Origin of the sequence: Pseudomonas sp. SJZ077, assembly GCF_007993905.1 — a bacterium.
Taxonomy (GTDB): domain Bacteria; phylum Pseudomonadota; class Gammaproteobacteria; order Pseudomonadales; family Pseudomonadaceae; genus Aquipseudomonas; species Aquipseudomonas mandelii.
This window is the reverse complement of record NZ_VIUJ01000017.1, coordinates 67,113-92,439: the sequence shown is the minus strand read 5'-3', so window position 1 is coordinate 92,439 and position 25,327 is coordinate 67,113. Positions and strand designations below refer to the sequence as shown.

Sequence of the window (25,327 nt, the reverse complement as noted above, 5' to 3'; positions counted from 1 at the left end):
GTCAGTTCCCCAGTTTCTGCGCAGTCTTCGCCAGACGCAGGCCCAAGGCCCGGCATAGCGCGACTTCATGTTCGTTCAAACCGCTTTTGCCATCCGCCCCGGCGTGATGACTGGCGCCATACGGCGTGCCGCCGCCCCGGGTTTCCAGCAGGGCCGATTCGCTATACGGCAGGCCGGTAATCAGCATGCCGTGGTGCAGCAACGGCAACATCATCGACAGCAGCGTGGTTTCCTGACCACCGTGCAGGCTTGCGGTGGAGGTGAATACCCCGGCCGGTTTGCCCACCAGCGCCCCCGTCAGCCAAAGATTGCTGGTGCCGTCGAGGAAGTACTTGAGCGGCGCGGCCATGTTGCCGAACCGGGTCGGACTGCCCATGGCCAGGCCCGCGCAGTGCTTCAGGTCGTCGAGGCTGGCGTACAGCGCGCCTTCATCGGGGATGTCCGGCGACACGGCTTCGCATTCGGTGGAGATCGGCGGCACGGTGCGCAAGCGCGCTTCCATCCCGGCCTGCTCGACGCCACGGGCAATTTGCCGGGCCATTTCATTGGTCGAACCGCTGCGGCTGTAATACAGAACCAGAATGTAAGGCGCGCTCACGGCAGCAACTCCAGCACATTCTCCGGCGGACGGCCGATGATGGCTTTGTCGCCGACTTCCAGAATCGGTCGCTCCATGAGTTTCGGGTTGACGGCGATGGCGGCGATCAATTGCTCCTCGCTCAAACTGCTGTCGGCCAGGTTGAGAGTCTTGTATTCGTCCTCGCCGGTGCGCAGCAGTTGCCGGGCGCTGATGCCGAGTTTGGTCAGCAGGCTCTGGATTTGCGCGGCGTCCAGCGGCGTTTCCAGGTAGCGGATCACGGTCGGGGTCAGGCCACGGGCTTCCAGCAGTTCGAGCGCACCGCGGGATTTCGAGCAGCGCGGGTTGTGATAAAGCGTCAGATCGGTCATGTGCGGGTCGCATCTTGCGTAAGGTGGCGGCTATTCTAACTGTGCAGCGCGTAATCCAGAACCTCGGGAGGCGATGGGTCGCAGGCGCATTCAATTTTGAACAAGGATTACGACATGACAAGACGACTGGCAGCAGCATTGGCGATCATCGGTGCGTTGATGCTGGGGGGCTGTGGCAACGACTATGGCATCGACCAGAACGGCCAGAAAGTCGCCGCCGAACGTCTGGACAACCAATGGGTGGTGCTCAACTACTGGGCGGAATGGTGCGGCCCGTGCCGTACCGAGATCCCGGAGTTGAATACGCTGGCGGATCAGTTGAAGGACAAGAAGATAGGTGTGTTCGGGGTCAATTTCGACAATGTGCAGGGGGAAGAGCTGAAAAGCGCCAGCGAGAAACTGGGGATCAAGTTCACCGTGCTGGCGTCGGACCCGGCGGATCTTTTCGAGTTGCCGCGCAGCGAAGCGTTGCCGGTGACCTACATCATCGATAACAAGGGCAAGGTACGCGAGCAGTTGATGGGCGAGCAGACGGCGGCGGGGGTGATGGCCAAGCTTGAGGCGTTGCAAGCGGTCAAGTGACTGCGCATGGATCTTGTGGCGAGGGAGCTTGCTCCCTCGCCACAGGTATTCACTTGGCCACAGCTCGGGGTTATCAACCCTCTTCAAGCCACCAACGCAACGGCTTGCCTTCGGCCGGCCAGAAGCGCATCTGTTCGATCGGCGAAACATCCCAGCGCTGCACATTTTCCAGGGCCTGCATGAAGCGCTTTTCCTGCTCCATCACGGCTGGTGCGCACATTTTGCGGGTGCTGCCGATTTTGCCGAAGCTCAGCTTGTCGCCTTCGAGCGTGTACGGCGCAAACCAGTGGTTGCAGCCGCCATTGCCGTAAGCCCGACCGTCTTCACCGAGGGTGATGGTCAGGTGGCTGTAATCCATCAGTGGACGTTCGCCGATCCATTCCAGGATGTAGCTGCGATTTTGTTGTAATTTCACCGGCTCGGCGGCGCAGCCCAGCAGGCTGGCACCAACCAGGGCGGTCAGGGCGAGGCGTTTCATCACGCGGGCTCCTGGCAGGTCGGGCACAGGTGCTTCTCGCCAACGGTGGTCCAGCCCAGCTCGGCAATCCGCGCAGTGGCGGCAGGTTTTTCTGCCTTGTTGCCCAGTTTGGCATCGACCGCAAACTCAAAGCTCAGCTCTTTGGCGCAGCTGTCGCAGTTGACTTTCCAGGTGTGGATCGCCAATTCGCCGAACACCGGACCACTGGCCACTGCGACCCATTGGCCGGGCGGGTTGATCAAGTGGCGAACCGTTTCCACAGTCAGGCGCATGGACAGGTCCTTGGCACCTTTGAGGGTCACGACCAGCACGTCGTTATTACGAATCGAGCCGCCGTTGCCGGTGACTTGATAACGCCCCGGCACAAGGGCGCGGCATTCGGTGAGGGTGTGTTGCGGGTTCATCAGGCTATAGCGGAAATCGTGTTCGACCATGGGTCCTCCAAATATGCGCGGTATGCTATCACGGGCCTGCTCGCAGCATGGCGCGCGCAGATGACCTTCGATCTGGTTCAAATCACCGGTCGACTCATGGCACACTGCCGCTTTTGCATTTCTAAGGAACGGACATGGCGTTAATCGAATGTTATGAGTGCAAGCAACGCATCAGCTCCACGGCGCCTGCTTGCATTCATTGCGGTGCACCGGCGGGAACGGTGCAAGCGGCCACTTCGACGGCAGCGCCTGTGCAGGCACCCCTTTCTTTCGGGCGTTTACCGGAGGATGAGAAAGTGGCCAGGGTGACCCCGGCCGCATTCGGGCGTAAACGCAAAACCGCAGCCCCAATCGAGATGGCGGCGTCGATGCCCGCCTCCAACGGCGTGCGTCCGGTGGAACTGTGGCTGAAGCTGATGATTTTCTTTCTGCCGCCGTTTTTTGTCTGGTTCCTGCTGCGTCGCGGGCATTCCGTGGGGCAACGCTTGCTGGGTTTCGGCTGGCTGGGCCTGATGATTCTCTTGTCCAAGGCCTGACCGGCTCAGCCCTCGACCTGATTCTGCGGCGTGCCAGCGGCCCATGCTGCGATGTTCTGCAGGGTGGTCGTGGCAATTGCGTCCAGCGCTTCGCGCGTCAGGAAGGCCTGGTGCGCGGTGATGATCACGTTCGGAAAGGTCAGCAGCCGCGCCAGCACATCGTCCTGCAGCGGCAGGTCGGAGCGGTCCTCGAAGAACAGCTGCGCTTCCTCTTCATAGACATCCAGCCCCAGATACCCCAATTGGCCGTCCTTCAGTGCATCAATCAGCGCCGGCGTGTCCACCAGGCCGCCGCGTCCGGTGTTGATCAACATCGCGCCGGGCTGCAAGTGCGCCAGTGATTCACGGTTGATCAAGTGTTTGCTCTGCTCATTGAGCGGGCAGTGCAGGCTGATGATCTGCGACTCGGCCAGCAATTGCGGCAAGCTCAGGTAGCGGGCGCCGAGGGCTTCGACCTGCGGATTGGGGTAGGGGTCGTAGGCCAGCAACCGGCAACCGAAACCGTTCATGATTTTCGCGAAGGTTGCGCCGATCTGCCCGGTGCCGACCACGCCGACCGTCTTGCCCACCAAATCGAAACCGGTCAGGCCGTGCAGGCTGAAATCCCCTTCGCGGGTACGGTTGTAGGCACGGTGCAGGCGGCGGTTGAGCGCCAGGATCAGCGCCACCGCGTGCTCGGCCACCGCGTGCGGCGAGTATGCCGGGACCCGCACAATTGACAGCCCTAAACGCTTCGCCGCCGCGAGATCGACATGGTTGTAACCGGCCGAGCGCAGGGCGATCAAGCGTGTGCCGCCCGCTGCCAGACGTTCCAGCACCGGCGCGCTCAAGTCATCATTGATGAACGCGCAGACCACCTCGTGATGCTCCGCCAGCGCCACCGTATCGAGGCTCAGCCGCGCCGATTGAAAGTGCAGCTCGATACCGGCAGGGAGCTCGGTGCCGAGAAAACTGTCACGGTCGTAGGTCTGGCTGCTGAAAAGAATCGTGCGCATACGGTCCTCCTGATATTTTTCGAGTCCTGTGTGGCCGCGCACCGTTCCATTGTGCGAACGGCTGTGGCGAGGGGCTCCCACACCTGGAATGATGCCGCGACGAACAGAACCCGGTGAGCTTAGCGCCGATGCTGGCCGGCGCCATTGCGCTGTATCAAGCGTTTATCCGGGCATGGGCGGCCAGGCGGTTGATCGCACGGTCGAGTTCTTCCAGGGCGCCGGGGGCTTTGGGGTCCTGTTGCTTGAGCAGGGTTTCGCTGCGCTGGCAGGCGGCACGCAGTTGCGGGACGCCGCAATAACGAGTCGCGCCGTGCAGGCGGTGGACGCGCTCGATCAAGGCGTTGTTGTCATTGGTTTCCCGGGCCAGGCGAATGGCCTCGCGATCAGCTTCCAGGGAGGCCAGCAACATCGCCAGCATGTCCGCGGCCAGATCGGCCTTGCCGGCGGCCAGGCGCAAGCCTTCGTCGTGGTCGAGCACCTGCAATTCATGGGCGCCGCCATGGCTGTCGCTGGAGCGCTCCGGCCCGTGATTGCGCAACGCCAGGCCTGTCCACTTCAACACCACCTGGGCCAGTTGCCGTTCGCTGATCGGTTTGGTCAGGTAGTCGTCCATGCCGCTTTGCAGCAGCGCGCGTTTTTCGTTGGCCATGGCGTGGGCGGTGAGGGCGACGATCGGCAGCGGCGTGCAATGCCGCTCGCTTTCCCACTGACGAATCGCCTCAGTGCTTTGACGTCCGTCCATGCCGGGCATTTGCACGTCCATCAACACCAGGTCAAAAGTCTCGCTTTGCACTGCTTTGACTGCCGCGTAACCGCTTTCGACCGCGAGCACCTTGGCACCCATGTCTTCGAGCAGGGTTTGCACCAGCAACAAGTTGGCCGGGTTGTCGTCGACGCACAGCACCTTCGGTGCGCGGCTCGATACCGGTTCGCCGGGCTCGCTGCGCTGCTGGCGCGGGTTGACCAGATCGGACAAAGCCCGACGCAACTTGCGGGTGCAGGCCGGTTTGGCCTGAAGCTGACTGTGCGGGTTGGGCACCGAGAGGTGGAACAGCGTCTGTTCGGTGGTCGGGCACAGCACCAACACTTTGCAGCCCAGGTGTTCGAGATCCCAGATGTGCTGGTTGAGGCGCTCCGGTGGCATGTCGTTGCTGGTGATGCCGAGCACCGCCAGATCGATCGCCTGATCGGTCTGATGCGCGCCGGTCACGCCATTGGTCAGGCTTTCCAGGGTATTGAACGGCGTGACGGCCAGGCCGCAATCTTCCAGCTGATGCTGCAAGGCCTGACGGGCCAGTTCATGGTTTTCCAGCACCGCCACGCGGCGCCCGAGCAGCGGCGGGCCGGGCAGGTCTTCGGCGTCGTCGCGGGTCTTGGGCAGGCTGAGGCTGATCCAGAATTCCGAACCTTCGCCCGGCGTACTGTCGACACCGATCTCGCCGCCCATCTGTTCGATCAGGCGCTTGGAAATCACCAGACCCAGGCCCGTGCCTCCTGGCTGTCGGGACAGCGAATTGTCAGCCTGGCTGAACGCCTGGAACAGCGCGCGCACATCCTGGTTCGACAGGCCGATGCCGGTGTCCTGAATGCTGATGCGCAGTTGCACGCTGTCTTCGTGTTCCTCTTCGAGCATGGCCCGGGCGACGATGGTGCCTTCGCGAGTGAACTTGATCGCGTTGCTCACCAGGTTGGTGAGGATCTGCTTGAGCCGAAGCGGATCGCCCACCAGCGACAACGGCGTGTCGCGATACACCAGGCTCACCAACTCAAGCTGTTTGGCATGGGCGGCCGGGGCGAGGATGGTCAGGGTGTCCTGCAGCAGGTCGCGCAGGTTGAACGGAATATTGTCGAGCACCAGTTTGCCGGCCTCGATTTTCGAGAAGTCGAGGATCTCGTTGATGATCCCCAGCAGGCTGTCGGCGGACTTTTCGATGGTGCCCAGGTAGTCGAGCTGACGCGGGGTCAGCTCGCTTTTTTGCAGCAGGTGCGTAAAGCCGAGAATGCCATTGAGCGGGGTGCGGATTTCATGGCTCATGTTGGCCAGGAACTCGGATTTGATCCGGCTCGCTTCCAGGGCTTCCTTGCGCGCCAGGTCCAGTTCGATGTTCTGGATCTCGATGGTTTCCAGGTTCTGGCGCACGTCTTCGGTGGCCTGGTCGACACTGTTCTGCAACTCTTCCTGCGCGTTTTGCAACGTGCCGGCCATGCGGTTGATGCCGGACGCGAGCTCATCCAGTTCCTGACTGCCAAGGGGTGGCAGACGGGTTTCCAGATGGCCGTCCTTGAGTTGCGCTACCGCCAGTTTGATCTGGCTGATCGGCCGGTTGATGGTCCGGCCCATGCGCAAGGCGAGCAGCGCTGCGCCGGCCAGGCCCGCGCCGATCAGCAGCAGGCTGGCGAACAGGCTGCGGTAACCGCGCAGCAGCATGCCGCTGTGGGACAGTTCGAGTTCGACCCAGCCCAACAGTCGGTCGGCTTCATCCGGTATCAGGTCGCCGGCAAGGTTGCGGTGCTTGCCAAAGACCGGCAGCAGATAGCGTGTCGCATCGTTGCCACTGTGGCGCAGCATTTTTGAGCCATTGCCCAACGGCGCCGGGTTGAGCATGGTCGGGCCGGCGTGGGCTACGGGCGTACGGTCGGCGGCGAGGAAGGTCACGGCGCGCACGTCCGGTGTTTCCAGCGACTGGGTGGCGATACGCTCCAGCAGCTCGTTGTCTTTGCGACCCATGGCCGGGGCCACCAAGGGCGCGAGCTGTTCGGCGATCATCTCACCGCGCTGCATCAGTTGGGTTTGCAGGTCGGATTGCTGCATCCAGGTGAAATAGCCACCCAGGATCAGCGCCATCAGGCTGGTCGGCAACAGGGTCAGCAACAGCACGCGGCCTTTAATTCCCAGTTTCTTGAGCACGCATCTCTCCTGCATCCAGCTATTGATTGACCTGCACGTGCGTCCGGCACGCGCCATCGGGCCAGTGTAGCGATTTGCAGGCAGGCAATCTTCGTAAAATTGATGTCGTCATTCGTCGGCCGGACCGGCGCTTTCGCGCCACGGGCAAACCTTGGGTTGCCCAACGTCAGGCAATCTTGAATAATCTCCAACTGAGAATTATTTGCAGATACTCATGACTCCCATCTCTGTTGGCCATCCTCGCATCCTGTCCATTGAAGACGATCTCGTGCTCGGCGCTTATGTGCACGAGCATCTGGGCCGGTGCGGTTTTCAGGTGACCTGGTGCCAGAACGGCCAGGAAGGCCTGGACATTGCCCGCCAGCAACCCTTCGACGTGGTGCTGATGGACATTTTGCTGCCAGGGCTGAACGGGTTGAACGTGCTGACGCAACTGCGCCAGAGCCATTCGACCCCGGTGGTGCTGATGTCGGCGCTGGGCGCCGAGGCGGATCGCATCAGCGGTTTTCGCCTGGGGGCCGATGATTACCTGCCAAAGCCTTTCAGCATGGCCGAGTTGCGTGTGCGCATCGAAGCGATCCTGCGCCGGGTGGCGCTCGACCGCCGGCCGGAGCCGGCAGCGGCGGGGTCCTCGGTCGACAGCCTGCGTTTCGATGACGAACTCTGTGACGTTTCCTATGGCGAGCTCGCCGCGGGCCTGACCCGCAGCGAGTATCGATTGCTGGACACCTTGAATCGCAATGGCGATGAAGTGCTGAGCAAAGCCTTCCTTTATCAGCACGTGCTGCAACGCGGTTTTGCCGCCCATGACCGCAGCCTCGACATGCACATCAGTCAGATCCGCCGCAAACTCAAAGGCATCGGCTACACCCAGCGGCAAGTGCGTACGGTCTGGGGCAAGGGTTACGTGTTGAGTGCCGGCGATGAAATGGTCTGACTTGCCGGGCCGACACTCGCTGTTCTGGAAACTGGCATGTCTGTTGGTGGCGTTCTGTCTGCTGATGATCTGGCTGAGCTGGTCCTGGGGGCGCTACATGGAGCAGCGAAACCAGTTTTTGTCGGATCAGGCCCGAGTCACGCTGACGGGGTATGCCGCCGAGGCCGAGCAGGCGTGGCGTTCGGAGCAGAGCGCGGGCGTCGATGCCTGGCTGCAAGGCATGAAACAGCGTGAAACAGGCTGGGTTGGCGTCATCAGCGGTGATTTGCAGTCCCTAAGCAGCCAGCCGCTCACTGACCAGGAAATCGAGCGACTGACTTTCCTGCGCGGCCTGGATTGGCCCATTCACAAGAAACGCCTGCCGTGGCTGCGCGTGCCGTTTCCCGGCGATTCGACGGCTGGCAGCCTGGTCATCGAACTGCCCCAGCGCTTCATGCCCGGCCAATACAGGCTGTTCTGGCGCGTGATCACCAACGGCATCATCCCGGGATTGTTCACGCTGTTGCTGTGCGTCGGCCTGTATCGGCTGCTGGTCGTACCGTTGAATCAATTGCGCGAGCAGGCCAATGCCTGGCGCGCCGACCAGTTGAATGTGCGTCTGTCGAGCAGCACCACCAAACGTTCGGATGAACTCGGAGAGCTGGGTCGGGCCTTCGATCACATGGCCGAGCGTCTGCAAAGTACTGTGGCCCTGCAGCAGCAATTGCTGCGCGACTTGTCCCACGAACTGCGTACGCCGCTGAGCCGTCTGCGGGTCGCCAGCGAAAGCGAGCAGGGGCTGGCGCAATTGCGCGAGCGCATCGGTCGGGAAGTCGATGGCATGCAGCGGCTGGTAGAAGACACTCTGCAACTGGCCTGGCTCGACACCGAGCGCGCCCCGTTGCCCGACGAAGCGATCCAGGTCCAGGCGCTGTGGGAAATGCTCACGGAAAACGCTTGTTATGAAAGTGCGTGGCCGGCGAGCCAGTTGCAGTGCGCGGTGGATTCGTCCTGTTGGGTTCGGGGCAATCTCAACACCTTGGCGCAGGCGCTGGAGAACATTCTGCGCAATGCCATTCGTCATTCGCCGAGTGGCGGTATCGTGCGTTTCGGCGGGGAACGTGACGGCGACTTCTGGCATTTGTGGCTGGAGGATGAGGGTGGAGGAGTGGCTGAGGCGGATCTGGAGCGGATCTTCTGTCCGTTCATTCGACTCGACGGCTCGCGGCCGGGGGATGGCGGATTCGGCTTGGGGTTGAGCATTGCGAGGAATGCGGTGAAACGTCAGGGCGGGAGTCTTTGGGCACAGAACACTGGGCGTGGGCTGCGGCTAAATATTCGGTTAGTGGCTGAGAGTGATGGCGTCAGTGACGACGCCATCGCGAGCAGGCTCGCTCCCACAGTGGATCTTTGCCGACCACAAATCGTCTGATCAACCCCGCACCCTGTGGGAGCGTAACGCTGAAACAGCCCCTTATTCCCATAAGCCATAAGCACCGCACTTTGCGTGATATGGCCTGCTCGCGTTTGCCGGTATGATAGGCGCCCCCGCAGTCTGGATTGCGAATACGCCATGACCTTGCAGTACCCAACCATCGCCGATTGCGTCGGCAACACCCCGCTGGTCCGTTTGCAGCGCCTGCCTGGCGCCACCAGCAATACCCTTTTGCTCAAGCTCGAAGGGAATAACCCGGCGGGTTCGGTCAAGGACCGGCCGGCGCTGTCGATGATTACCCGCGCTGAATTGCGTGGGCAGATCCACGCCGGCGATACGCTGATCGAAGCGACTTCGGGTAACACCGGTATCGCGCTGGCCATGGCTGCCGCGATCAAGGGTTACAAGATGATCCTGATCATGCCGGACAACTCCAGCGCCGAACGTAAGGCCGCGATGACGGCCTATGGCGCCGAGCTGATCCTGGTCACCCAGGAAGAAGGCATGGAAGGCGCGCGCGACCTCGCTCAGCGAATGGAAGCCGAAGGCCGTGGCAAGGTGCTGGATCAGTTCGCCAACGGCGATAACCCCGAAGCGCACTACACCACCACCGGCCCGGAAATCTGGCGCCAGACCGAGGGCACCATCACTCATTTCGTCAGTTCGATGGGCACCACCGGCACCATCATGGGTGTCTCGCGCTACTTGAAAGAGCAGAACGACAACGTGCAGATCATCGGCCTGCAACCGATGGAAGGCTCGGCGATTCCGGGTATCCGTCGCTGGCCGCAGGAATACCTGCCGAAGATTTATCAAGCCGATCGTGTCGACCGCATTGTCGACATGGCGCAAAGCGAAGCTGAAGACGTGACCCGTCGTCTGGCCCGCGAAGAAGGCATCTTCTGCGGCGTGTCCTCGGGCGGTGCGGTGGCAGCGATGCTGCGCCTGTCCCGGGAAGTTGAAAACGCGGTGATCGTCGCGATTATTTGCGACCGTGGCGACCGTTACTTGTCGACCGGCATTTTCGACGCGCCCAACTGATGGCCAAGCAAGAGAGAGGCCTGCGCTTCCAACCCACTGGCGGCAGCAAGGCCCCGCAAATTCCGACCGGCAAAAAGCAGCGCTTGAGCATCGAGCGCCTGGCCAATGACGGTCGCGGTATCGCGTTTTTCGAAGGTCGCACCTGGTTCGTCCTCGGCGCGCTGGCGGGCGAAGACGTCGAGGCGCGCGTGTTGGGTGCCCACGGCAAAGTGGTCGAGGCGCGCACCGAACGGGTGTTCCAGGCCAGCGAGTTGCGTCGTCCGGCGCCGTGCCCGCATGCCGGCCGCTGTGGCGGTTGCAGCGTGCAACATCTGCCGCACACTGAACAACTTGCCCTGAAACAGCGCATGCTCGCCGAACAACTGTCCAAGGTCGCCGGTGTCGAACCCCAAGAGTGGGCAGCGCCGTTGAGCGGTCCGGAATTCGGTTACCGCCGTCGCGCTCGAGTGGCGGTGCGTTGGGACATGAAAGCGAAGAAGCTCGAAGTCGGTTTCCGCGCGGCGGGCAGTCAGGACATCGTGGCCATCAACGAATGCCCGGTGTTGGTCCAGCCCTTGCAGCCGATCATGACCCGCTTGCCGGAAATGCTTCGACACTTGAGCAAACCTCAGGCGCTGGGGCATGTGGAATTGTTCAGCGGTTCGTCGTTGGCGGTGTTGCTGCGGCACATGGCGCCGCTGTCCGACGCCGACATGACGATCCTCAAGGATTTCTGCGCGTTCCATGAAGCCCAACTGTGGCTGCACGGAGACGGTGAACCGCAACCGGTCGAGACTGACCAGTCGTTGGGTTATCGACTTGAACAGTGGGACTTGAATCTGGCGTACCGACCGGGAGATTTCATCCAGGTCAACGCCGGGGTCAATGAAGCGATGATCGCCCAGGCGTTGGAGTGGCTGAAGCCGACAGCGGAGGAACGGGTTCTCGATCTATTCTGTGGGTTGGGTAACTTTGCCTTGCCGCTGGCCAAGGTCGTTCGCGAAGTGGTGGCAGTGGAAGGTGTGCAGGCGATGGTCGAGCGAGCAGCCGCGAATGCAGCTAGCAACAATCTTCATAATGCGACTTTTTTTCAGGCCGATTTATCCCAGCCTTTGACCGATGCCGAATGGGCGCGCGAAGGCTTTTGTGCGGTACTCTTGGACCCACCGCGTGACGGTGCTTTCGAGGTCGTGCGCAAGCTGGCGTCCCTGGGCGCCAAACGGTTGGTGTACGTATCGTGCAACCCGGCAACGCTGGCGCGCGATACGGTCGAATTGATCAAGCAGGGCTACCGGTTAAAACGTGCCGGGATTCTCGATATGTTTCCTCAGACGGCACATGTCGAGGCCATGGCGTTATTTGAAGCGAGCTAGGACGGCTCGTCTGGTCCGACTGGCCGCCCGTGCCGCTCTTGCAGTAGCCCCGTGAGGGCAATCGGGCAATGAAGGTCAGCGAATTGACGCATTGAATCTGCGTCGTAGGGAAGGTAAGCAAGATGGTACAGGTGAGAGCACACCAGCCGATCAACACTGACGGCAGTATCAATCTCGAGGCTTGGCTCGATCATGCGGTCAGTGTCGATCTGGCACTGGATCGCGAAGCCTTGAAGGAAGCGTGCGAGTTCGCTCGCGTGTCTGAACAACAGGCCAATGCGGCGAAGAATCTATGGTCCGAAGGGACCTCGAGTTTCCGCACCGGCCTTGAGATCGCCGAGATTCTCGCCGACCTCAAACTCGATCAGGATTCGTTGGTCGCGGCGGTCCTGTACCGCGGCGTGCGCGAAGGCCAGATCGAACTGCCGGCGGTCAGCCAGCGCTTCGGTCCGGTGGTCGCCAAACTCATCGACGGCGTGTTGCGCATGGCGGCGATCAGCGCCAGCCTGAGCCCCCGTCAATCGTTGGTGCTGGGCACCCAGGGCCAGGTCGAAAACCTGCGCAAAATGCTGGTGGCCATGGTCGACGACGTGCGCGTCGCGCTGATCAAACTGGCCGAGCGCACCTGCGCGATCCGTGCGGTGAAAACCGCCGACGACGAAAAGCGTAATCGCGTTGCCCGTGAAGTCTTCGACATCTACGCGCCGCTGGCTCACCGTCTCGGTATCGGTCATATCAAATGGGAACTGGAGGATTTGTCCTTCCGTTACCTTGAGCCCGATCAGTACAAGCAGATCGCCAAGTTGCTGCACGAGCGGCGTCTGGATCGCGAGCGTTTCATTGCCGATGTGATGAACCAGCTGAAAGTCGAGTTGCAGGCCACCGGCGTCGATGCCGACATCAGCGGCCGGGCCAAACACATCTATTCGATCTGGCGCAAAATGCAGCGCAAGGGGCTGGAGTTCAGCCAGATCTACGACGTGCGCGCCGTTCGTGTGCTGGTGCCGGAAATGCGCGACTGCTACACCGCGCTCGGCATCGTCCATACGTTGTGGCGGCACATCCCGAAGGAATTCGACGACTACATTGCCAACCCGAAAGAGAACGGCTACCGCTCGCTGCACACCGCGGTGATCGGCCCTGAGGGCAAGGTGCTGGAAGTGCAGATCCGCACCCACGCCATGCACGAAGAAGCCGAGCTGGGCGTTTGCGCGCACTGGCGCTACAAGGGCACCGACGTCAAATCCGGCTCCAACCACTACGAAGAGAAAATTTCCTGGCTGCGCCAGGTCCTCGAGTGGCATGAAGAATTGGGTGATATCGGCGGTCTGGCTGAACAGCTGCGGGTCGATATCGAGCCGGACCGGGTCTACATTTTCACCCCGGACGGTCACGCCATCGACCTGCCGAAGGGCGCGACCCCGCTGGACTTCGCCTACCGCGTGCACACCGAAATCGGTCACAACTGCCGTGGCGCGAAGATCAACGGGCGCATCGTACCGCTCAACTACAGCCTGCAAACCGGTGAACAGGTCGAGATCATCACCAGCAAGCACGGCACTCCGAGCCGCGACTGGCTGAACCCGAACCTGGGTTACATCACCACCTCGCGGGCACGGGCAAAGATCGTTCACTGGTTCAAGTTGCAGGCGCGTGATCAGAACGTCGCGGCCGGCAAAACCCTGCTCGAACGTGAGCTCAGTCGTCTCGGCTTGCCAGCGGTGGACTTCGACAAGCTGGCCGACAAGGCCAACATGAAGACCGCCGAAGACATGTACGCCGCGTTGGGCGCGGGCGATCTGCGCCTGGCGCAACTGGTGAACCTGGCGCAACAACTGGTCGAGCCGGAACGCGGCAATGAGCAGCTGGAACTGATCCCGCGCAAAGCCACCGGCTACAAACCGGGCAAGCGCGGCGACATTCAGATTCAGGGTGTCGGCAATCTGATGACGCAAATGGCCGGCTGCTGCCAGCCGTTGCCGGGTGATGCCATTGTCGGTTACATCACCCAGGGCCGTGGCGTGAGCATTCACCGTCAGGACTGTGCCTCGGTGCTGCAACTGGGCGGGCGCGAGCCGGAGCGGATCATTCAGGTCAGCTGGGGCCCGGTGCCGGTACTCACCTACCCGGTGGACATCATCATCCGCGCCTACGACCGTTCCGGTTTGCTGCGTGACGTGTCGCAGGTATTGCTCAACGAGCGGATCAACGTGCTGGCGGTCAACACCCGCTCGAACAAGGAGGACAACACCGCGCTGATGTCCCTGACCATCGAGATTCCGGGGCTGGATGCATTGGGGCGGTTGCTGGGACGGATTTCCCAGTTGCCGAACATCATCGAAACCCGGCGTAACCGTACACCGTGATGATGATCCTTGTAGGAGCGAGGCTTGCCCGCGAAGGCGGTGTGTCAGGTATGACGCCTTCGCGGGCAAGCCTCGCTCCTACGGGGTTACGGTTGGGCCGACATACCGCATTGCAGATGTAGAGATTGATTGATGTATTCACTTGAAGACTTGCTGCACCTGATGAACCGTCTGCGCGACCCGCAGTTCGGTTGCCCGTGGGACATCAAGCAAACCTACGCCACCATCGTCCCGCACACCCTTGAGGAAGCCTACGAAGTCGCTGACGCCATCGAGCGCGGTGACTTCGATCACTTGCAGGGCGAGTTGGGTGATTTGCTGTTCCAGGTGGTTTATTACAGCCAGCTGGCCCGGGAAGAAGGGCGCTTCGAATTCGCCGGTGTGATCGACAGCATCACCCGCAAGCTGATCCGTCGCCATCCTCACGTATTTCCAACCGGTGATCTGTACGCGCCGCTGGATGTTCCGCGTCTGAGTGAAGACCAAGTCAAGCAGCGCTGGGAAGAGATCAAGGCTGAGGAGCGCGCCGAGAAATCATCCGCGCCCGAACAGCTGTCCTTGCTCGACGATGTGCCTGCCGCGCTGCCTGCATTGTCCCGCTCGGCGAAGTTGCAGAAGCGCGCGGGGCAGGTCGGTTTCGACTGGCCGGACGCCTTGCCGGTGCTGGACAAGGTCCGCGAAGAACTCGATGAAGTGCTCGAAGCCATGGCCGACAATGACTCGGCAGCGATTGCCGATGAGGTGGGTGATTTGCTGTTTTCCGTGGTCAATCTGGCGCGTCATCTGAAAGTCGACCCGGAAACTGCACTGCGTGGCGCCAACAGCAAGTTTGAAAGACGCTTCCGTTTTATCGAACAGGCATTGCGCGACACCCACCGTCCCATGGAAGATTGCACCCTCGAAGAGTTGGACGCCTTGTGGGGCGAAGCCAAACGTCAGGAAAAGAATTTGCCCAGCTGCAGTTGAGCAGTGGCCTAAGTGAGAAATAAGCACCATGAGCATTTCCCTTCGCGACCAGTTGCTCAAAGCAGGGCTGGTCAACCAAAAGCAGGCCAAACAGGTCGGCAAAGAGAAGCAGAAGCAGCAACGCCTGGCCCATAAAGGCCAGATTGAACTCGATGACTCGCAGCAGCGTGCCGCCCAGGAAGCCATGGCCGAGAAGGTCAAGCGCGACCAGGAGCTGAACCGTCAGCAACAGGAGAAAGTCGAGGCCAAGGCTCGCGCGGCGCAGATCAAGCAATTGATCGAAGTCTCGCGCCTGCCGAAGCTGACGACCGAGGACTACTACAACTTCGTTGACGACAAGAAGGTCAAGCGTATCTCCGTCAACACGCTGATGCGCAACCAGTTGAGCAATGGCTTCCTGGCGATCGTGCACCATGCCGGCGGCTACGAAGTGATCCCGCGTGAGGCGGCCCTGAAGATTCAGGAGCGCGATCCTCGGCGCATCGTGCAGCTGAACGTCAAGACTGAAGAAGTCGCTGCCGAAGATGATCCATACGCGGCCTATCAGATCCCTGATGATCTGATGTGGTAAGCCTTTAACGGCTTCAACAACGACAAACCCCGCTCATGGCGGGGTTTGTCGTTTTCAATGCTGTCATTGCTTATGCAGATCGGAGCGCTCGTTGCTGCTCCTGTTTTTCCAGTTCAGCCTTGTAGCTGTGGGCGTCGGTTTCGGAATGAAACATCCCCACCAGCATGTCTTGTTGATGTACATCCCAGATACGGATACCGGCGGCTATGCCTTCATGGGATTTATGTGAATCGTCGCGTTCAGTTACTTTTACAGTCATCTGCTAGCTCCAATCTCTGTTATCTGCAGCAAGGCGTGTGCAGGACTCTGTTATATGTTTGGTTAGCCTGCTAAGTAAACGACTGAGTTCGGTAACGAATTTTTGCGAAACCGACAATAGTCCTGCAGCCCGCCAAACACGTGGCATTCGGTCGCAGGGCATTGAGTTTCATGACAAAAGCTTCATGTTTGCCGTGAATATCTCGCTGGTAGAACACGGTATCTGTAGGAGCCAGGCTTGCCGGCGAAAGCGTCCTTCGGTGCGCCTTCGCCGGCAAGCCTGGCTCCTACAAAAAGCATCGCAGTGCACATTTTTTCAGGCATAAAAAAACGCCCCGAACCAGTCGGGGCGTTTTTGTGTGCTGCGAGACGGCGGAGTATTACTTGCCGGTCCAGCGCTTCAGTACCAGGGTGGCGTTGGTGCCACCGAAGCCGAAGCTGTTGCTCATCACGGTGTTGATGGTGGCGTCTTCGCGAGTCTTGGTCAGGATCGGCATGTCTGCCACTTCCGGGTCCAATTCTTCGATGTTGGCGGAGCCCGCCATGAAGTTGCCTTCCATCATCAGCATGCAGTAGATCGCTTCGTGAACGCCGGCGGCGCCCAGGGAGTGACCCGACAGGCTCTTGGTGGAGCTGATGGCCGGGGCCTTGTCGCCGAACACTTCACGCACACCTTTCATTTCCGCGACGTCGCCGACCGGAGTCGAGGTGCCGTGGGTGTTCAGGTAGTCGATCGGAGTATCGACGGTGGACATGGCCATCTGCATGCAGCGGATGGCGCCTTCGCCGCTTGGGGCGACCATGTCGTAGCCGTCGGAGGTCGCGCCGTAGCCAACGATTTCCGCGTAGATCTTCGCGCCGCGGGCCAGAGCGTGTTCCAGCTCTTCGACCACGACCATGCCGCCACCGCCGGCGATGACGAAACCGTCACGCTTGGCGTCGTAGGCACGGGAAGCTTTTTCCGGGGTTTCGTTGTACTGGCTGGACAGTGCGCCCATGGCGTCGAACAGGAACGATTGGCTCCAATGCTCTTCTTCACCGCCGCCGGCGAACACGACGTCCTGCTTGCCCATCTGGATCTGTTCCATGGCGTTGCCGATGCAGTGAGCACTGGTGGCGCAGGCAGAAGCGATGGAGTAATTCAGGCCCTTGATCTTGAACGGTGTGGCCAGGCAAGCGGAAACGGTGCTGCTCATGGTCCGCGTGACGCGGTATGGGCCAACGCGCTTCACGCCTTTCTCGCGCAGGATGTCCAGCGCTTCCATCTGGTTCAGCGTGGAGGCGCCACCGGAACCGGCGATCAGGCCGGTACGCGGGTTGGAGACTTGCTCATCAGTCAGGCCGGAGTCTGCGATGGCGTCTTTCATGGCCAGGTAGGCGTACGCCGCCGCGTGGCCGACGAAGCGATAGATCTTGCGATCAATCAGCTCTTCGAGGGGAAGGTCAATGGAGCCGGAAACCTGGCTACGCAGACCCATTTCGGCATATTCCGGGTTGAACCGGATGCCAGGGCGGCTTGCACGCAGGTTAGCGGAGACGGTCTCTTTGTCATTGCCCAGGCACGATACGATGCCCAGACCAGTGATAACGACGCGGCGCATGCGGATAACCCTTAGAAGTTGTCAGTGGAGGTGAAAACGCCGACCCGAAGGCCTTCGGCGGTGTAGATCTCGCGGCCGTCGACACTGACCGAACCATCGGCGATGGCCAGGTTCAGCTTGCCCTTCAGCACGCGCTTGATCTGAATGTTATAGGTGACTTTCTTGGCGGTCGGCAGGACCTGGCCAAAGAATTTCACTTCGCCCGAACCCAGCGCACGGCCACGGCCCGGCAGACCTTGCCAGCCGAGGAAGAAACCGACCAGTTGCCACATGGCGTCGAGGCCCAGGCAGCCTGGCATCACCGGATCACCTTCGAAGTGGCAGGCGAAAAACCACAGGTCAGGAGTGATATCCAGCTCGGCGACCAATTCACCTTTGCCGTACTTGCCACCCTCGGCACTGATATGGGTGATGCGATCCACCATCAGCATGTTCGGGGCGGGCAGTTGTGCGTTACCCGGGCCGAACAGCTCACCGCGACTGCAGCGCAGCAGGTCTTCCCGAGTAAAGGCGTTTTGTTGGGTCATGCGAGCTCCTCAATAGTCCCATGCGGCAGGGTGGGGCAAATCTTCCCGGCCGACCGAGGCGTTCATGCCTCGAGTCAGCAGCCTACTCATAGACTATTGCGTTGTGGTGAAAGTCACAGCACCAAGGACATGAATGTACACTTGTGCACTGAAATTATTATTCAAGCCCCTTTTCGGGCCTGTTCGGGTGCCTAAGACTGCCGCACTTTCGCCTTTCACGCCAGTCGCAGATGGTCGAAAGGCCTGTACTACTGCACCCAGCGCTGCAAAATTTGCTGCAGATCAGTGCGTTTGAAGGGCTTGGCCAGGTAATCGTTCATTCCAGCTGATAAACACGCTTCACGGTCGCCCTGCAAGGCATTGGCGGTCAGGGCGATGATCGGCAAGTCTGCGCAGCCGGGGAGCAGGCGGATCTGGCGGGTTGCTTCGTAGCCGTCGATGATCGGCAGTCGGCAATCCATCAGAATCGCTTCAAATATCAGGCTTTTGGCGCTTTGCACCGCCTGCGCGCCATCGGTCGCGACGCTGACAGTAAAGCCCAGACTGCGCAACATTGCTTCGATCACCGTCTGGTTGACCGGGTTGTCCTCCACCAGCAGCATATTGCGTCCTTCACCATGGCCGTCGCCGCTCTGTGTCCGTGGTTTCAACTCCGGCAGTGACTGCTTATAAAGGGCCAACGGAATTTCCAGGGTAAACACCGAGCCCAGGCCTTCTTCGCTCTGGGCGCGCAAGGTGCCGCCCATCCGTTCGGCCAGGGTGCGGGCAATCGGCAATCCCAACCCGGTGCCGCCGTAACGCCTTGAAATAGAACTGTCGGCCTGCTGGAACGCGTTGAACATCAACTCCAGGCTTTCGGCCGAGATGCCAATGCCGCTGTCGCGCACGGTGCAGGTGAACCACAGCAGTTCGTGATCCAGTGACTGCCATTGCGGTTCGATACTGACGCGGCCTTGCTCGGTGAACTTCAGCGCATTGCCCACCAGGTTGACCAGAATCTGCCGGATCCGCGTCGGGTCGCCTTGAACCTGCAAGGCGCGCATGTCCTCGGGAATCGCCAGGGCCAGATCGAGCCCGCGTTGCGCCGCGCTGTGCTGGAACGACTGCGCGCAGCTGCTGATCAGGTCAGCGAGGTTGAACGGAATGTGTTCCAGCTCCAGTTCAGAACGCTCGATGCGCGAGAAGTCGAGAATGTCGTTGATGACTTTGAGCAGGTGTTCGGTCGACTCCGAAGCCAGCGCCGCATACTCGATCTGCTCCTCGGTCATGTCGGTGGTTTCCAGCAGTTGCAGCATGCCCAGCACGCCATTCATTGGGGTGCGCAGTTCGTGGCTCATCATCGCCAGGAAGTCGGATTTGGCGTTGTTGGCCTTTTCCGCTTCTTCGCGGGTCTGGATCAATTGCGCCATGGCCTGCTGCTGCTCACGGCTGGCCTGCTCGAGGCCTTGCGCGAGGTTATTGATGTGCTGCGACAACGCGCCCAACTCAGTGTCATCGACGATCGGCAGCGGCGTTTTGTAATCACCCTCCTGAATCGCCTTCACGGCGTGGCCGATGTCGCGGATCGGCTGCGACAGGCTGCCGGCCAGGCGTCGGGCCACCAGAAAGGTAAACAGCAGCGCGAACAAGGCGAGAATCCCGGCCTTGAACAGGATTTCCTGCTGACGCTGGCTGAAGGCGTCATTGGACAAGCCGACGATCACCCGGCCCAGATAGTCCTCGGGCGGGGCCGTGTTGGCGACGTTGCTGCCCTGGAAGAAATCATTGTTCAGCGCGATCCGTTGCAGCCGCACCGGCGCCTGGAACACTTCGACCTGATGCGAGCGGGCATGGGTTTCCGACGGTTGCTCGACGTACACCAGAATCCGGTTGGCGCTGTCCTGGACTTCGAGAAAGCGCACGTTGGGCGTGGCCAGCGTCGCCTTGAGCAAACTTTCGAGTACCTCGTTGTTGCCCGAGATCACCCCGTATTCCGTGGCGGGGGCCAGTTGGTTGGCGATCAGCTGGCCGGTGTGGTTGAGCTCCTGGCGCAGGTCCTGGATCCGCACGAAGGTGAAGAAACTGATCAGCAGCAACGTCAGCAACAGGGCGGGGCCGAGGCTGATGATCTGCGTGCGGGTGTTGATGTCCCAACCGCGACGGAAGGTCATGGGCGGCTTTCTCCTTCGGCCAACTGTGCTGCGACAAATGCTTCAGTCACCTGTTCAATACCCAATGAACGAGCCACCTGCGCATTACTTAACACTTTGAAGTGTTTTGGATACAACGCACGGGGCCAGCCTGTCTGCGGCCGATCGAGCAATTCGTCGAGCACTTCCAGCCAATCGTTCTGATCGCTGTAGGTGCTGGCCAGGCTACCAGCCTTGACGAACGCAGCGTTCGGGCCGACCAGCGCCAGTTGTCGCGAATAGCTGCTCAACAGCAGGTTTTTTGCGGTTTTCGGGTTGTACAGATCGGCGTCGTCGAGGCCCAGCAGCACGTCGCAGTTCTTCAGCAAATTCTGTAAAGGGCGGCTGTCGTTGGTGTTGTCCCATCGCTCGGCGATCACTTCAAGGCCCAACGCTTGTGCCGACAGCCGCAATTCCTTGAGCAGGAATTCGCTGTGACTGTCGTACAGCACGCCGATGCGTCGGGCCTCGGGCAGGATGAGCCGGGTCAGGCGCAATTGCCGATCCAGCGGCGGATCGCTCCAGAGCAGGCTGAGGTGCGATGGAAAGTCAGCGCCGAAACGATGATGGGCTTGCAGGCGACTGATGCGCAGTACCAGCGTCGGCGGGCCTTGTGTCTCTTGCAGGCGCCAATCGAGGCTCGGCAGATCGAGCAGGATCAAACGGGTATCGCCGGGTAGTGCACCCGGCCTCGGCAAGCTGTCCAGTACTTGGAAGCGAACGCTGTCGGCCGGGCGCATGCCGCTCAGCGCCTGCACAAAGGATTGCACGCCCGGGCTGTCTTCGGCGCCGGTCAGCAGAATGTCGGCGGCCTGAATCGTCAGGCTGCCAAGCAGGCCGGCAAACACCAGGCACACCCCTGCCAGCAGGCGGCCAAGGGTTGGCGACTTCCGCGACAGGCGATGCAGCATTTAAAACGTCAGCTCCGCGCTGAAGTAGAGCACCCGACGCTCGTCATAGTTGTTGTCGACGAAGGTGGTGGGTTGATGGTCGAGGCGCTGCTGGAGCACGCCGGCCAGTTCCAGATTGGCCTTGCCCAGGCCGATGCGTTTGGCGATGCGCGTGTCGACGCGTTCGAAGCGGTAACCGTTGAGGGCGTCGTCCCCGTAATAGAAGAGGGCGCTGTTCCAGCCGTGGCCCCAGTTGCGCAGCCAACCGGCGGAACCGCTGTTGCGCGCCGTCAGTCGCTCATCCTGCGGGTTGCTCGCCTCGGCGTCGACGTAGGCGTAAGTCAGGCGCAGCCGGTCGGCGCTGCTCAGGCGCCAGTCCAGCTGGGTTTCCGTGCCCTTGAAGCGCGAGCTGTTGGAATTGCTGGCGATGTACTGATTGTTGCGCAGGGGTTCGCTGATCATGCCGCTGATTTCGTCGTAGAACAGTTTCACATCGACCGTCAGCCCAAGCTCCGCGAAGTAGCCGTTGTAGCCCAGCTCGCGCGAGCGCATGCGTTCTTGTTCGAGGTCGCCGGGGCCGCGGGTCTTGACGAAATACCGGGCGCTGGTCTGGCCGTAGGCACTGGGCCGCAGGTTGGTCACCTGGTAACTCCAGTTGACGTTGTTCTCGAACATGTCCGGTGAGCGGATGGCTTCCGAATACACCGCGCGCAAGCCGTGACGCGGGTTGATCAGGTAATTGACCGCTACCCGCGGGGTCAGCGAGCTGCCGGTCAATTGCGTGTCTTCGAACATGGCGCCGCCCTGCAGCAACCAGTGCTCGGTGGCGCGCCACTCGAGTTGGCCGAATGCGCGCCAAGTGGTGTCGTCGAGCGTGCCATTGAAGTAGGTCTCGGAATTTGCCCGGTCGTAACGATAGTTCATGCCGCTGACCAGTCGCAGACTGTCGGACAGGCTGAGGGTGTCTTGCAGTTCCAGGTCGTAGCGAGTTTCCCGGGCGCTCTGGTCGATGTCGCCACAGAGGGTTTGCCGGGCACCGTTGCGCCATTGCGCCAGCACTTGATTGCCCAGCGCTTGTTCCGCCGCCGTGCCGGCCGGCGCGCCGGGACCGGTGAAGCGCTCGATGTTGCGCGCCAGGCGTTCGGTGTAGTTCGGGTTGAGCTGCCAGAGCTCGGTCAGTTGCGGGCTGAACGAAACTTCCGCATCACAGGCGCGCCAGGTCTGCTGACGGTCCCAGTGCTGAGCCGAACCCTGGATATAAAGGCTGTGATCAGGATTGATGTCCAGGTTCCAGCGCAACGAACCGGCGTAGTCCTTGGCAACGACGTCGGAATTGTTCCCGGCTGCGGTAATCCCGGAGAACACCGGGCGGTAGGTATAAGGCCGCTGGTTGGTTCCGTCCTTGGCGTTCAACTGCCAGTCGATGCTCTGGTTTTCACTCAGGGTCTGGCTGACGGCAAGGTTGAAGCGGTTCAAGCGGCGACTGTCGCGATAATCAGCACCGTTGCTGTCGGTGTCGAAGCCGTCGTCCTGCTGGCCGGACAGTGACAGACGCAGGTCGCCGCCGTCCCAGCCCACACCCTGGCTGGCGTAAAAATCATCGATGCCGCGCTGGCCACGGGTGACTTTCATCCGCGTGCCGTGGCTGTCGGCCGGGTTGCGGGTGATGATGTTGACCACCGCCATCAACGCATTGGCGCCGTAGCTGACCGTGTTGGGGCCGCGGAAAACCTCGATGCGCTCGATGTCTTCCATGGCCACCGGGATATCACTCCAGTCCACCGTGGCCAGGCCAGCGCGGTACACCGAGCGGCCGTCGATCAGCACCTGCATGCGCCGCGCTTCCGTGGCGTTGGTGCCGTGGTAATTCACCGCCGCCTGATTACCGCTGATATTGCCGACCATCATGCCCGGCACTAGGCGCAGCAATTCGCTGATGTCCCGTGCACCGCTGGCATTGATCAATTCGCTGTCGATCACCGTCATGCTTCCCGGGACTGCGGCCGGCGACTGCTTCAGGCGGGTGGCCGTGAGCACTTGCGGCAGCGATTCGTTGTCGAGGAACAAGTCGTCGGCCAGCAATGGCGAGCTGAAAAGCAATGCCAGAACCAGCGGAGAGGAGGGTGAAGGAGAGCCAAACGACACGAAACGTCCTTGATAACGATGAGATGGCGCGCATGTTAACCGAGCTGTTCGACTTTTCCATTCACGATGCCGGCATTTTCCTAGGATTTATTGGTCTTCTTCCTACAAGTGCCGGTAATTGATACGGGGGCTGGCCGCCACTGGGACGCTCCGTATAATGCCGACATCGCCACTGGTATGGATTAACGGATTGCATATGACTGAACAGCGCCCAATTGCGGTCCTGGGAGGCGGAAGTTTTGGTACCGCCGTGGCTAATCTGTTGGCCGAGAACGGGCATCAGGTCCGGCAGTGGATGCGTGACCCCGAGCAGGCTGAGTCCATGCGGGTCAATCGCGAAAACCCGCGTTACCTCAAAGGCATCAAGATTCTTCCCCTGGTAGAACCGGTGACTGATTTGCAAGCGACCCTGGACGCTTGCGACCTGTGCTTTGTTGCGCTGCCGTCCAGCGCGCTGCGTTCGGTATTGGTTCCGCACGCCGCACGGTTGAGCGGCAAATTGCTGGTCAGCCTGACCAAAGGCATCGAAGCCCACACGTTCAAGCTGATGAGCGAGATCCTCGAAGAAATCGCCCCGCAAGCGCGCATCGGCGTGCTGTCCGGGCCGAACCTGGCCCGTGAAATCGCCGAGCACGCCCTGACCGCCACCGTGGTCGCCAGCGAAGACGAAGAACTCTGCCAGCGGGTCCAGGAGGCGTTGCATGGCCGGACCTTTCGCGTGTACGCCAGCGCCGACCGCTTCGGCGTGGAGTTGGGCGGGGCGCTGAAAAATGTGTACGCGATCATCGCCGGCATGGCGGTGGCGCTTGGCATGGGTGAAAACACCAAGAGCATGCTGATCACCCGGGCGTTGGCGGAAATGACCCGCTTCGCGGTGAATCAGGGCGCCAACCCGATGACCTTCCTTGGGTTGGCTGGCGTGGGCGACTTGATCGTCACGTGTTCGTCGCCGAAAAGCCGCAATTACCAGGTCGGGTTTGCCCTCGGCCAGGGGTTGAGCCTGGAAGAGGCGGTGACCCGCCTGGGCGAAGTCGCCGAAGGCGTGAACACGCTGAAGGTGCTCAAGGCCAAGGCTCAGGAAGTGGGCGTCTATATGCCGCTGGTCGCCGGGTTGCACGCGATTCTGTTCGAAGGGCGCACGCTCAATCAAGTGATTGAACTGTTGATGCGCGGCGAACCCAAAACCGATGTGGACTTCATTTCCACCAGCGGTTTCAACTGATCACGCTTTCGAGATAAAGCAGGGAGTTGCACATGAACGATCCGAAAACAGAGGCCACCTACGAGTCCATTCTGCTGCGGGTGTTATGGATGATCGTCTTCTTGCTGGTCTGGCAAGTGGCGCAGTTCATCCTGGGGGCGGTGGTGCTGGTGCAACTGATCTATCGTTTGATTTATGGCGCCCCGAGCGCCAGCCTGATGAACTTCGGCGACAGCCTGAGCCAGTTCCTGGCGCAGATCGGTCGTTTCGGCACCTTCCACAGCGACCAGAAACCCTGGCCGTTCGCCGACTGGCCGACGCCGCGTACACCGGAAGGCGAAGCGCCGCACGCCGTGCCGCCAGCGCCACATCCGGCCCGAGATGAGGAGCCGAAACTATGAAACTCTGGGTATTGCGTCATGGTGAAGCCGAGCCACACGGTTCCAAACCACACGATTCGGAGCGCGCACTGACGGAACATGGTCGTTCAGAGGTGCTGAGCATCGCTGCTGAACTGATCGGTCAGCCGATTACAGCCATCTATGCCAGCCCGTTTCTGCGAGCGCAGGAGACCGCGCAGCTGGTGCGCGAGGCGCTGGGTTTCGAACCGGAGATTCGCACTGTCGAGTGGCTGACCCCGGACACTGATCCAGACAAGGTGGCCGAGCAACTCGTGTCGGTGAGTGACGTCCTTCTGGTCAGTCACAACCCGTTGGTGGGGAACTTGTTGAGTTACTTGCAGCATGGCGCCGGCTATCCACCAGAGAGGGTCAGCACCGCTGGCCTGGCCGAGCTCGAGAACGCTGAACTGCTGATAGGTTCGATGAAGCTCAACAGCATCAAACACCCGTAACCGCATTTGCTTTGGCTTTTTGCAGGCGCGAGGCTTGCCCGCGAAGCTGTTGCCGTCGTTGAAAGCCCTTCGCGTGCAAGCCTCGCTCCTACAGGGGGCGGCGGTGTTGCGGGATTTTGTGTGAAATAGTCAACCAAGCAACCGCTTGGTTGACTA

Annotated in this window: 24 protein-coding genes; 12 read left to right on the top strand and 12 right to left on the bottom strand. The window is 60.9% G+C overall.

The window, feature by feature from the left end; all coding sequences use genetic code 11:
• Position 1: 1 nt before the first annotated feature.
• Together wrbA and arsC are read right to left on the bottom strand one after the other, a co-directional pair.
• The gene (wrbA, locus tag FBY01_RS23230) at positions 2 to 598 is read right to left on the bottom strand and encodes an NAD(P)H:quinone oxidoreductase (protein ID WP_010457117.1); all 597 of its coding nucleotides are present in this window, start codon (positions 596 to 598) and stop codon (positions 2 to 4) included.
• Positions 595 to 948, bottom strand: coding sequence for an arsenate reductase (glutaredoxin) (arsC, locus tag FBY01_RS23225; RefSeq protein WP_145309709.1), 354 nt, complete (start codon positions 946 to 948; stop codon positions 595 to 597). The genes wrbA and arsC overlap by 4 nt, the downstream gene beginning before the upstream one ends.
• A 114-nt stretch (positions 949 to 1,062) precedes the next feature.
• On the opposite strand from arsC, the gene FBY01_RS23220 reads away from it, so the two are divergent.
• Positions 1,063 to 1,530: a TlpA disulfide reductase family protein gene (locus FBY01_RS23220; protein WP_010457113.1), complete on the top strand. Its 468-nt coding sequence runs from the start codon at positions 1,063 to 1,065 to the stop codon at positions 1,528 to 1,530.
• 73 nt (positions 1,531 to 1,603) lie between these two features.
• On the opposite strand, the gene FBY01_RS23215 is transcribed toward FBY01_RS23220, so the two are convergent.
• Entirely contained in the window at positions 1,604 to 2,008 is a 405-nt protein-coding gene (locus FBY01_RS23215; RefSeq protein ID WP_010457111.1) for an META domain-containing protein, read from the bottom strand.
• The gene (locus FBY01_RS23210) at positions 2,008 to 2,442 is read right to left on the bottom strand and encodes a hypothetical protein (protein WP_010457109.1); all 435 of its coding nucleotides are present in this window, start codon (positions 2,440 to 2,442) and stop codon (positions 2,008 to 2,010) included. Before FBY01_RS23210 ends, FBY01_RS23215 begins: the two co-directional genes overlap by 1 nt.
• Before the next feature lie 134 nt (positions 2,443 to 2,576).
• Here FBY01_RS23210 and FBY01_RS23205 point away from each other — a divergent pair, with 134 nt between their 5' ends.
• Positions 2,577 to 2,978, top strand: coding sequence for a hypothetical protein (locus FBY01_RS23205; protein ID WP_077749205.1), 402 nt, complete (start codon positions 2,577 to 2,579; stop codon positions 2,976 to 2,978).
• A 5-nt stretch (positions 2,979 to 2,983) separates the two neighbouring features.
• Here FBY01_RS23205 and FBY01_RS23200 read toward each other — a convergent pair whose 3' ends face one another.
• Both FBY01_RS23200 and FBY01_RS23195 read right to left on the bottom strand, forming a co-directional pair.
• Positions 2,984 to 3,973: a 2-hydroxyacid dehydrogenase gene (locus FBY01_RS23200; protein WP_102595526.1), complete on the bottom strand. Its 990-nt coding sequence runs from the start codon at positions 3,971 to 3,973 to the stop codon at positions 2,984 to 2,986.
• A gap of 154 nt (positions 3,974 to 4,127) precedes the next feature.
• Entirely contained in the window at positions 4,128 to 6,881 is a 2,754-nt protein-coding gene (locus tag FBY01_RS23195; RefSeq protein WP_010457103.1) for a response regulator, read from the bottom strand.
• A 214-nt stretch (positions 6,882 to 7,095) separates the two neighbouring features.
• Here FBY01_RS23195 and FBY01_RS23190 point away from each other — a divergent pair, with 214 nt between their 5' ends.
• The 7 genes from FBY01_RS23190 (at position 7,096) to FBY01_RS23160 (ending at position 15,528) form a co-directional block, all read left to right on the top strand.
• Positions 7,096 to 7,818 (top strand): response regulator transcription factor, encoded by a 723-nt coding sequence (locus FBY01_RS23190; RefSeq protein ID WP_145309707.1) that lies wholly within the window; start codon positions 7,096 to 7,098, stop codon positions 7,816 to 7,818.
• A complete protein-coding gene (locus FBY01_RS23185; RefSeq protein WP_145309705.1) occupies positions 7,805 to 9,229 on the top strand; it encodes a sensor histidine kinase in 1,425 nt (474 codons plus the stop codon). Before FBY01_RS23190 ends, FBY01_RS23185 begins: the two co-directional genes overlap by 14 nt.
• Before the next feature lie 141 nt (positions 9,230 to 9,370).
• Entirely contained in the window at positions 9,371 to 10,273 is a 903-nt protein-coding gene (cysM, locus tag FBY01_RS23180; RefSeq protein ID WP_042932649.1) for a cysteine synthase CysM, read from the top strand.
• Positions 10,273 to 11,625: a 23S rRNA (uracil(1939)-C(5))-methyltransferase RlmD gene (gene rlmD, locus FBY01_RS23175; RefSeq protein WP_145309704.1), complete on the top strand. Its 1,353-nt coding sequence runs from the start codon at positions 10,273 to 10,275 to the stop codon at positions 11,623 to 11,625. Before cysM ends, rlmD begins: the two co-directional genes overlap by 1 nt.
• 122 nt (positions 11,626 to 11,747) lie before the next feature.
• Positions 11,748 to 13,991 (top strand): GTP diphosphokinase, encoded by a 2,244-nt coding sequence (gene relA, locus FBY01_RS23170; RefSeq protein WP_010457093.1) that lies wholly within the window; start codon positions 11,748 to 11,750, stop codon positions 13,989 to 13,991.
• Positions 13,992 to 14,123: 132 nt separating this feature from the next.
• Positions 14,124 to 14,957, top strand: coding sequence for a nucleoside triphosphate pyrophosphohydrolase (gene mazG / locus FBY01_RS23165; RefSeq protein WP_145309701.1), 834 nt, complete (start codon positions 14,124 to 14,126; stop codon positions 14,955 to 14,957).
• 28 nt (positions 14,958 to 14,985) lie between these two features.
• Positions 14,986 to 15,528 carry a DUF2058 domain-containing protein gene (locus FBY01_RS23160; protein ID WP_010457087.1) on the top strand — a complete coding sequence of 181 codons (543 nt, stop codon included), beginning with the start codon at positions 14,986 to 14,988 and terminating at the stop codon, positions 15,526 to 15,528.
• Between the two features lie 70 nt (positions 15,529 to 15,598).
• Here FBY01_RS23160 and FBY01_RS23155 read toward each other — a convergent pair whose 3' ends face one another.
• The 6 genes from FBY01_RS23155 to FBY01_RS23125 all read right to left on the bottom strand — a co-directional run bounded on the left by FBY01_RS23155 (position 15,599) and on the right by FBY01_RS23125 (position 23,117).
• The gene (locus FBY01_RS23155) at positions 15,599 to 15,787 is read right to left on the bottom strand and encodes a hypothetical protein (protein ID WP_010457086.1); all 189 of its coding nucleotides are present in this window, start codon (positions 15,785 to 15,787) and stop codon (positions 15,599 to 15,601) included.
• A gap of 379 nt (positions 15,788 to 16,166) precedes the next feature.
• Positions 16,167 to 17,387, bottom strand: coding sequence for a beta-ketoacyl-ACP synthase I (gene fabB, locus FBY01_RS23145; RefSeq protein ID WP_010457084.1), 1,221 nt, complete (start codon positions 17,385 to 17,387; stop codon positions 16,167 to 16,169).
• 11 nt (positions 17,388 to 17,398) lie between these two features.
• Positions 17,399 to 17,914, bottom strand: coding sequence for a 3-hydroxyacyl-[acyl-carrier-protein] dehydratase FabA (gene fabA / locus FBY01_RS23140; protein ID WP_008148022.1), 516 nt, complete (start codon positions 17,912 to 17,914; stop codon positions 17,399 to 17,401).
• Positions 17,915 to 18,162: 248 nt separating this feature from the next.
• Positions 18,163 to 20,064: an ATP-binding protein gene (locus FBY01_RS23135; protein WP_145309697.1), complete on the bottom strand. Its 1,902-nt coding sequence runs from the start codon at positions 20,062 to 20,064 to the stop codon at positions 18,163 to 18,165.
• Positions 20,061 to 20,993 carry an ABC transporter substrate-binding protein gene (locus FBY01_RS23130; RefSeq protein WP_145309695.1) on the bottom strand — a complete coding sequence of 311 codons (933 nt, stop codon included), beginning with the start codon at positions 20,991 to 20,993 and terminating at the stop codon, positions 20,061 to 20,063. Before FBY01_RS23130 ends, FBY01_RS23135 begins: the two co-directional genes overlap by 4 nt.
• Positions 20,994 to 23,117, bottom strand: a complete 2,124-nt coding sequence (locus tag FBY01_RS23125; RefSeq protein ID WP_145309693.1) for a TonB-dependent siderophore receptor — start codon at positions 23,115 to 23,117, stop codon at positions 20,994 to 20,996.
• 196 nt (positions 23,118 to 23,313) lie between these two features.
• Here FBY01_RS23125 and FBY01_RS23120 point away from each other — a divergent pair, with 196 nt between their 5' ends.
• Genes FBY01_RS23120 through sixA form a run of 3 tightly spaced genes read left to right on the top strand, consistent with a single transcriptional unit; the run spans position 23,314 to position 25,171 of the window.
• A complete protein-coding gene (locus FBY01_RS23120) occupies positions 23,314 to 24,339 on the top strand; it encodes an NAD(P)H-dependent glycerol-3-phosphate dehydrogenase (RefSeq protein WP_010457075.1) in 1,026 nt (341 codons plus the stop codon).
• 32 nt (positions 24,340 to 24,371) lie between these two features.
• Entirely contained in the window at positions 24,372 to 24,719 is a 348-nt protein-coding gene (locus tag FBY01_RS23115) for a DUF4389 domain-containing protein (protein ID WP_010457073.1), read from the top strand.
• Positions 24,716 to 25,171: a phosphohistidine phosphatase SixA gene (gene sixA / locus FBY01_RS23110; RefSeq protein WP_145309691.1), complete on the top strand. Its 456-nt coding sequence runs from the start codon at positions 24,716 to 24,718 to the stop codon at positions 25,169 to 25,171. Before FBY01_RS23115 ends, sixA begins: the two co-directional genes overlap by 4 nt.
• Positions 25,172 to 25,327: the final 156 nt, after the last annotated feature.

Excerpts from the sequence above, each read along its gene's own strand:
- FBY01_RS23185 (WP_145309705.1), top strand. The coding sequence starts at position 7,805 with ATGAAATGGTCTGACTTGCCGGGCCGACACTCGCTGTTCTGGAAACTG.
- FBY01_RS23120 (WP_010457075.1), top strand. The coding sequence starts at position 23,314 with ATGACTGAACAGCGCCCAATTGCGGTCCTGGGAGGCGGAAGTTTTGGT.
- arsC (WP_145309709.1), bottom strand. The coding sequence starts at position 948 with ATGACCGATCTGACGCTTTATCACAACCCGCGCTGCTCGAAATCCCGC.
- FBY01_RS23215 (WP_010457111.1), bottom strand. The coding sequence starts at position 2,008 with ATGAAACGCCTCGCCCTGACCGCCCTGGTTGGTGCCAGCCTGCTGGGC.
- fabB (WP_010457084.1), bottom strand. The coding sequence starts at position 17,387 with ATGCGCCGCGTCGTTATCACTGGTCTGGGCATCGTATCGTGCCTGGGC.
- FBY01_RS23155 (WP_010457086.1), bottom strand. The coding sequence starts at position 15,787 with ATGACTGTAAAAGTAACTGAACGCGACGATTCACATAAATCCCATGAA.
- FBY01_RS23135 (WP_145309697.1), bottom strand. The coding sequence starts at position 20,064 with ATGACCTTCCGTCGCGGTTGGGACATCAACACCCGCACGCAGATCATC.
- sixA (WP_145309691.1), top strand. The coding sequence starts at position 24,716 with ATGAAACTCTGGGTATTGCGTCATGGTGAAGCCGAGCCACACGGTTCC.
- FBY01_RS23130 (WP_145309695.1), bottom strand. The coding sequence starts at position 20,993 with ATGCTGCATCGCCTGTCGCGGAAGTCGCCAACCCTTGGCCGCCTGCTG.
- FBY01_RS23210 (WP_010457109.1), bottom strand. The coding sequence starts at position 2,442 with ATGGTCGAACACGATTTCCGCTATAGCCTGATGAACCCGCAACACACC.
- fabA (WP_008148022.1), bottom strand. The coding sequence starts at position 17,914 with ATGACCCAACAAAACGCCTTTACTCGGGAAGACCTGCTGCGCTGCAGT.
- relA (WP_010457093.1), top strand. The coding sequence starts at position 11,748 with ATGGTACAGGTGAGAGCACACCAGCCGATCAACACTGACGGCAGTATC.
- mazG (WP_145309701.1), top strand. The coding sequence starts at position 14,124 with ATGTATTCACTTGAAGACTTGCTGCACCTGATGAACCGTCTGCGCGAC.
- FBY01_RS23200 (WP_102595526.1), bottom strand. The coding sequence starts at position 3,973 with ATGCGCACGATTCTTTTCAGCAGCCAGACCTACGACCGTGACAGTTTT.
- FBY01_RS23205 (WP_077749205.1), top strand. The coding sequence starts at position 2,577 with ATGGCGTTAATCGAATGTTATGAGTGCAAGCAACGCATCAGCTCCACG.
- rlmD (WP_145309704.1), top strand. The coding sequence starts at position 10,273 with ATGGCCAAGCAAGAGAGAGGCCTGCGCTTCCAACCCACTGGCGGCAGC.
- FBY01_RS23115 (WP_010457073.1), top strand. The coding sequence starts at position 24,372 with ATGAACGATCCGAAAACAGAGGCCACCTACGAGTCCATTCTGCTGCGG.
- FBY01_RS23160 (WP_010457087.1), top strand. The coding sequence starts at position 14,986 with ATGAGCATTTCCCTTCGCGACCAGTTGCTCAAAGCAGGGCTGGTCAAC.
- FBY01_RS23190 (WP_145309707.1), top strand. The coding sequence starts at position 7,096 with ATGACTCCCATCTCTGTTGGCCATCCTCGCATCCTGTCCATTGAAGAC.
- FBY01_RS23220 (WP_010457113.1), top strand. The coding sequence starts at position 1,063 with ATGACAAGACGACTGGCAGCAGCATTGGCGATCATCGGTGCGTTGATG.
- cysM (WP_042932649.1), top strand. The coding sequence starts at position 9,371 with ATGACCTTGCAGTACCCAACCATCGCCGATTGCGTCGGCAACACCCCG.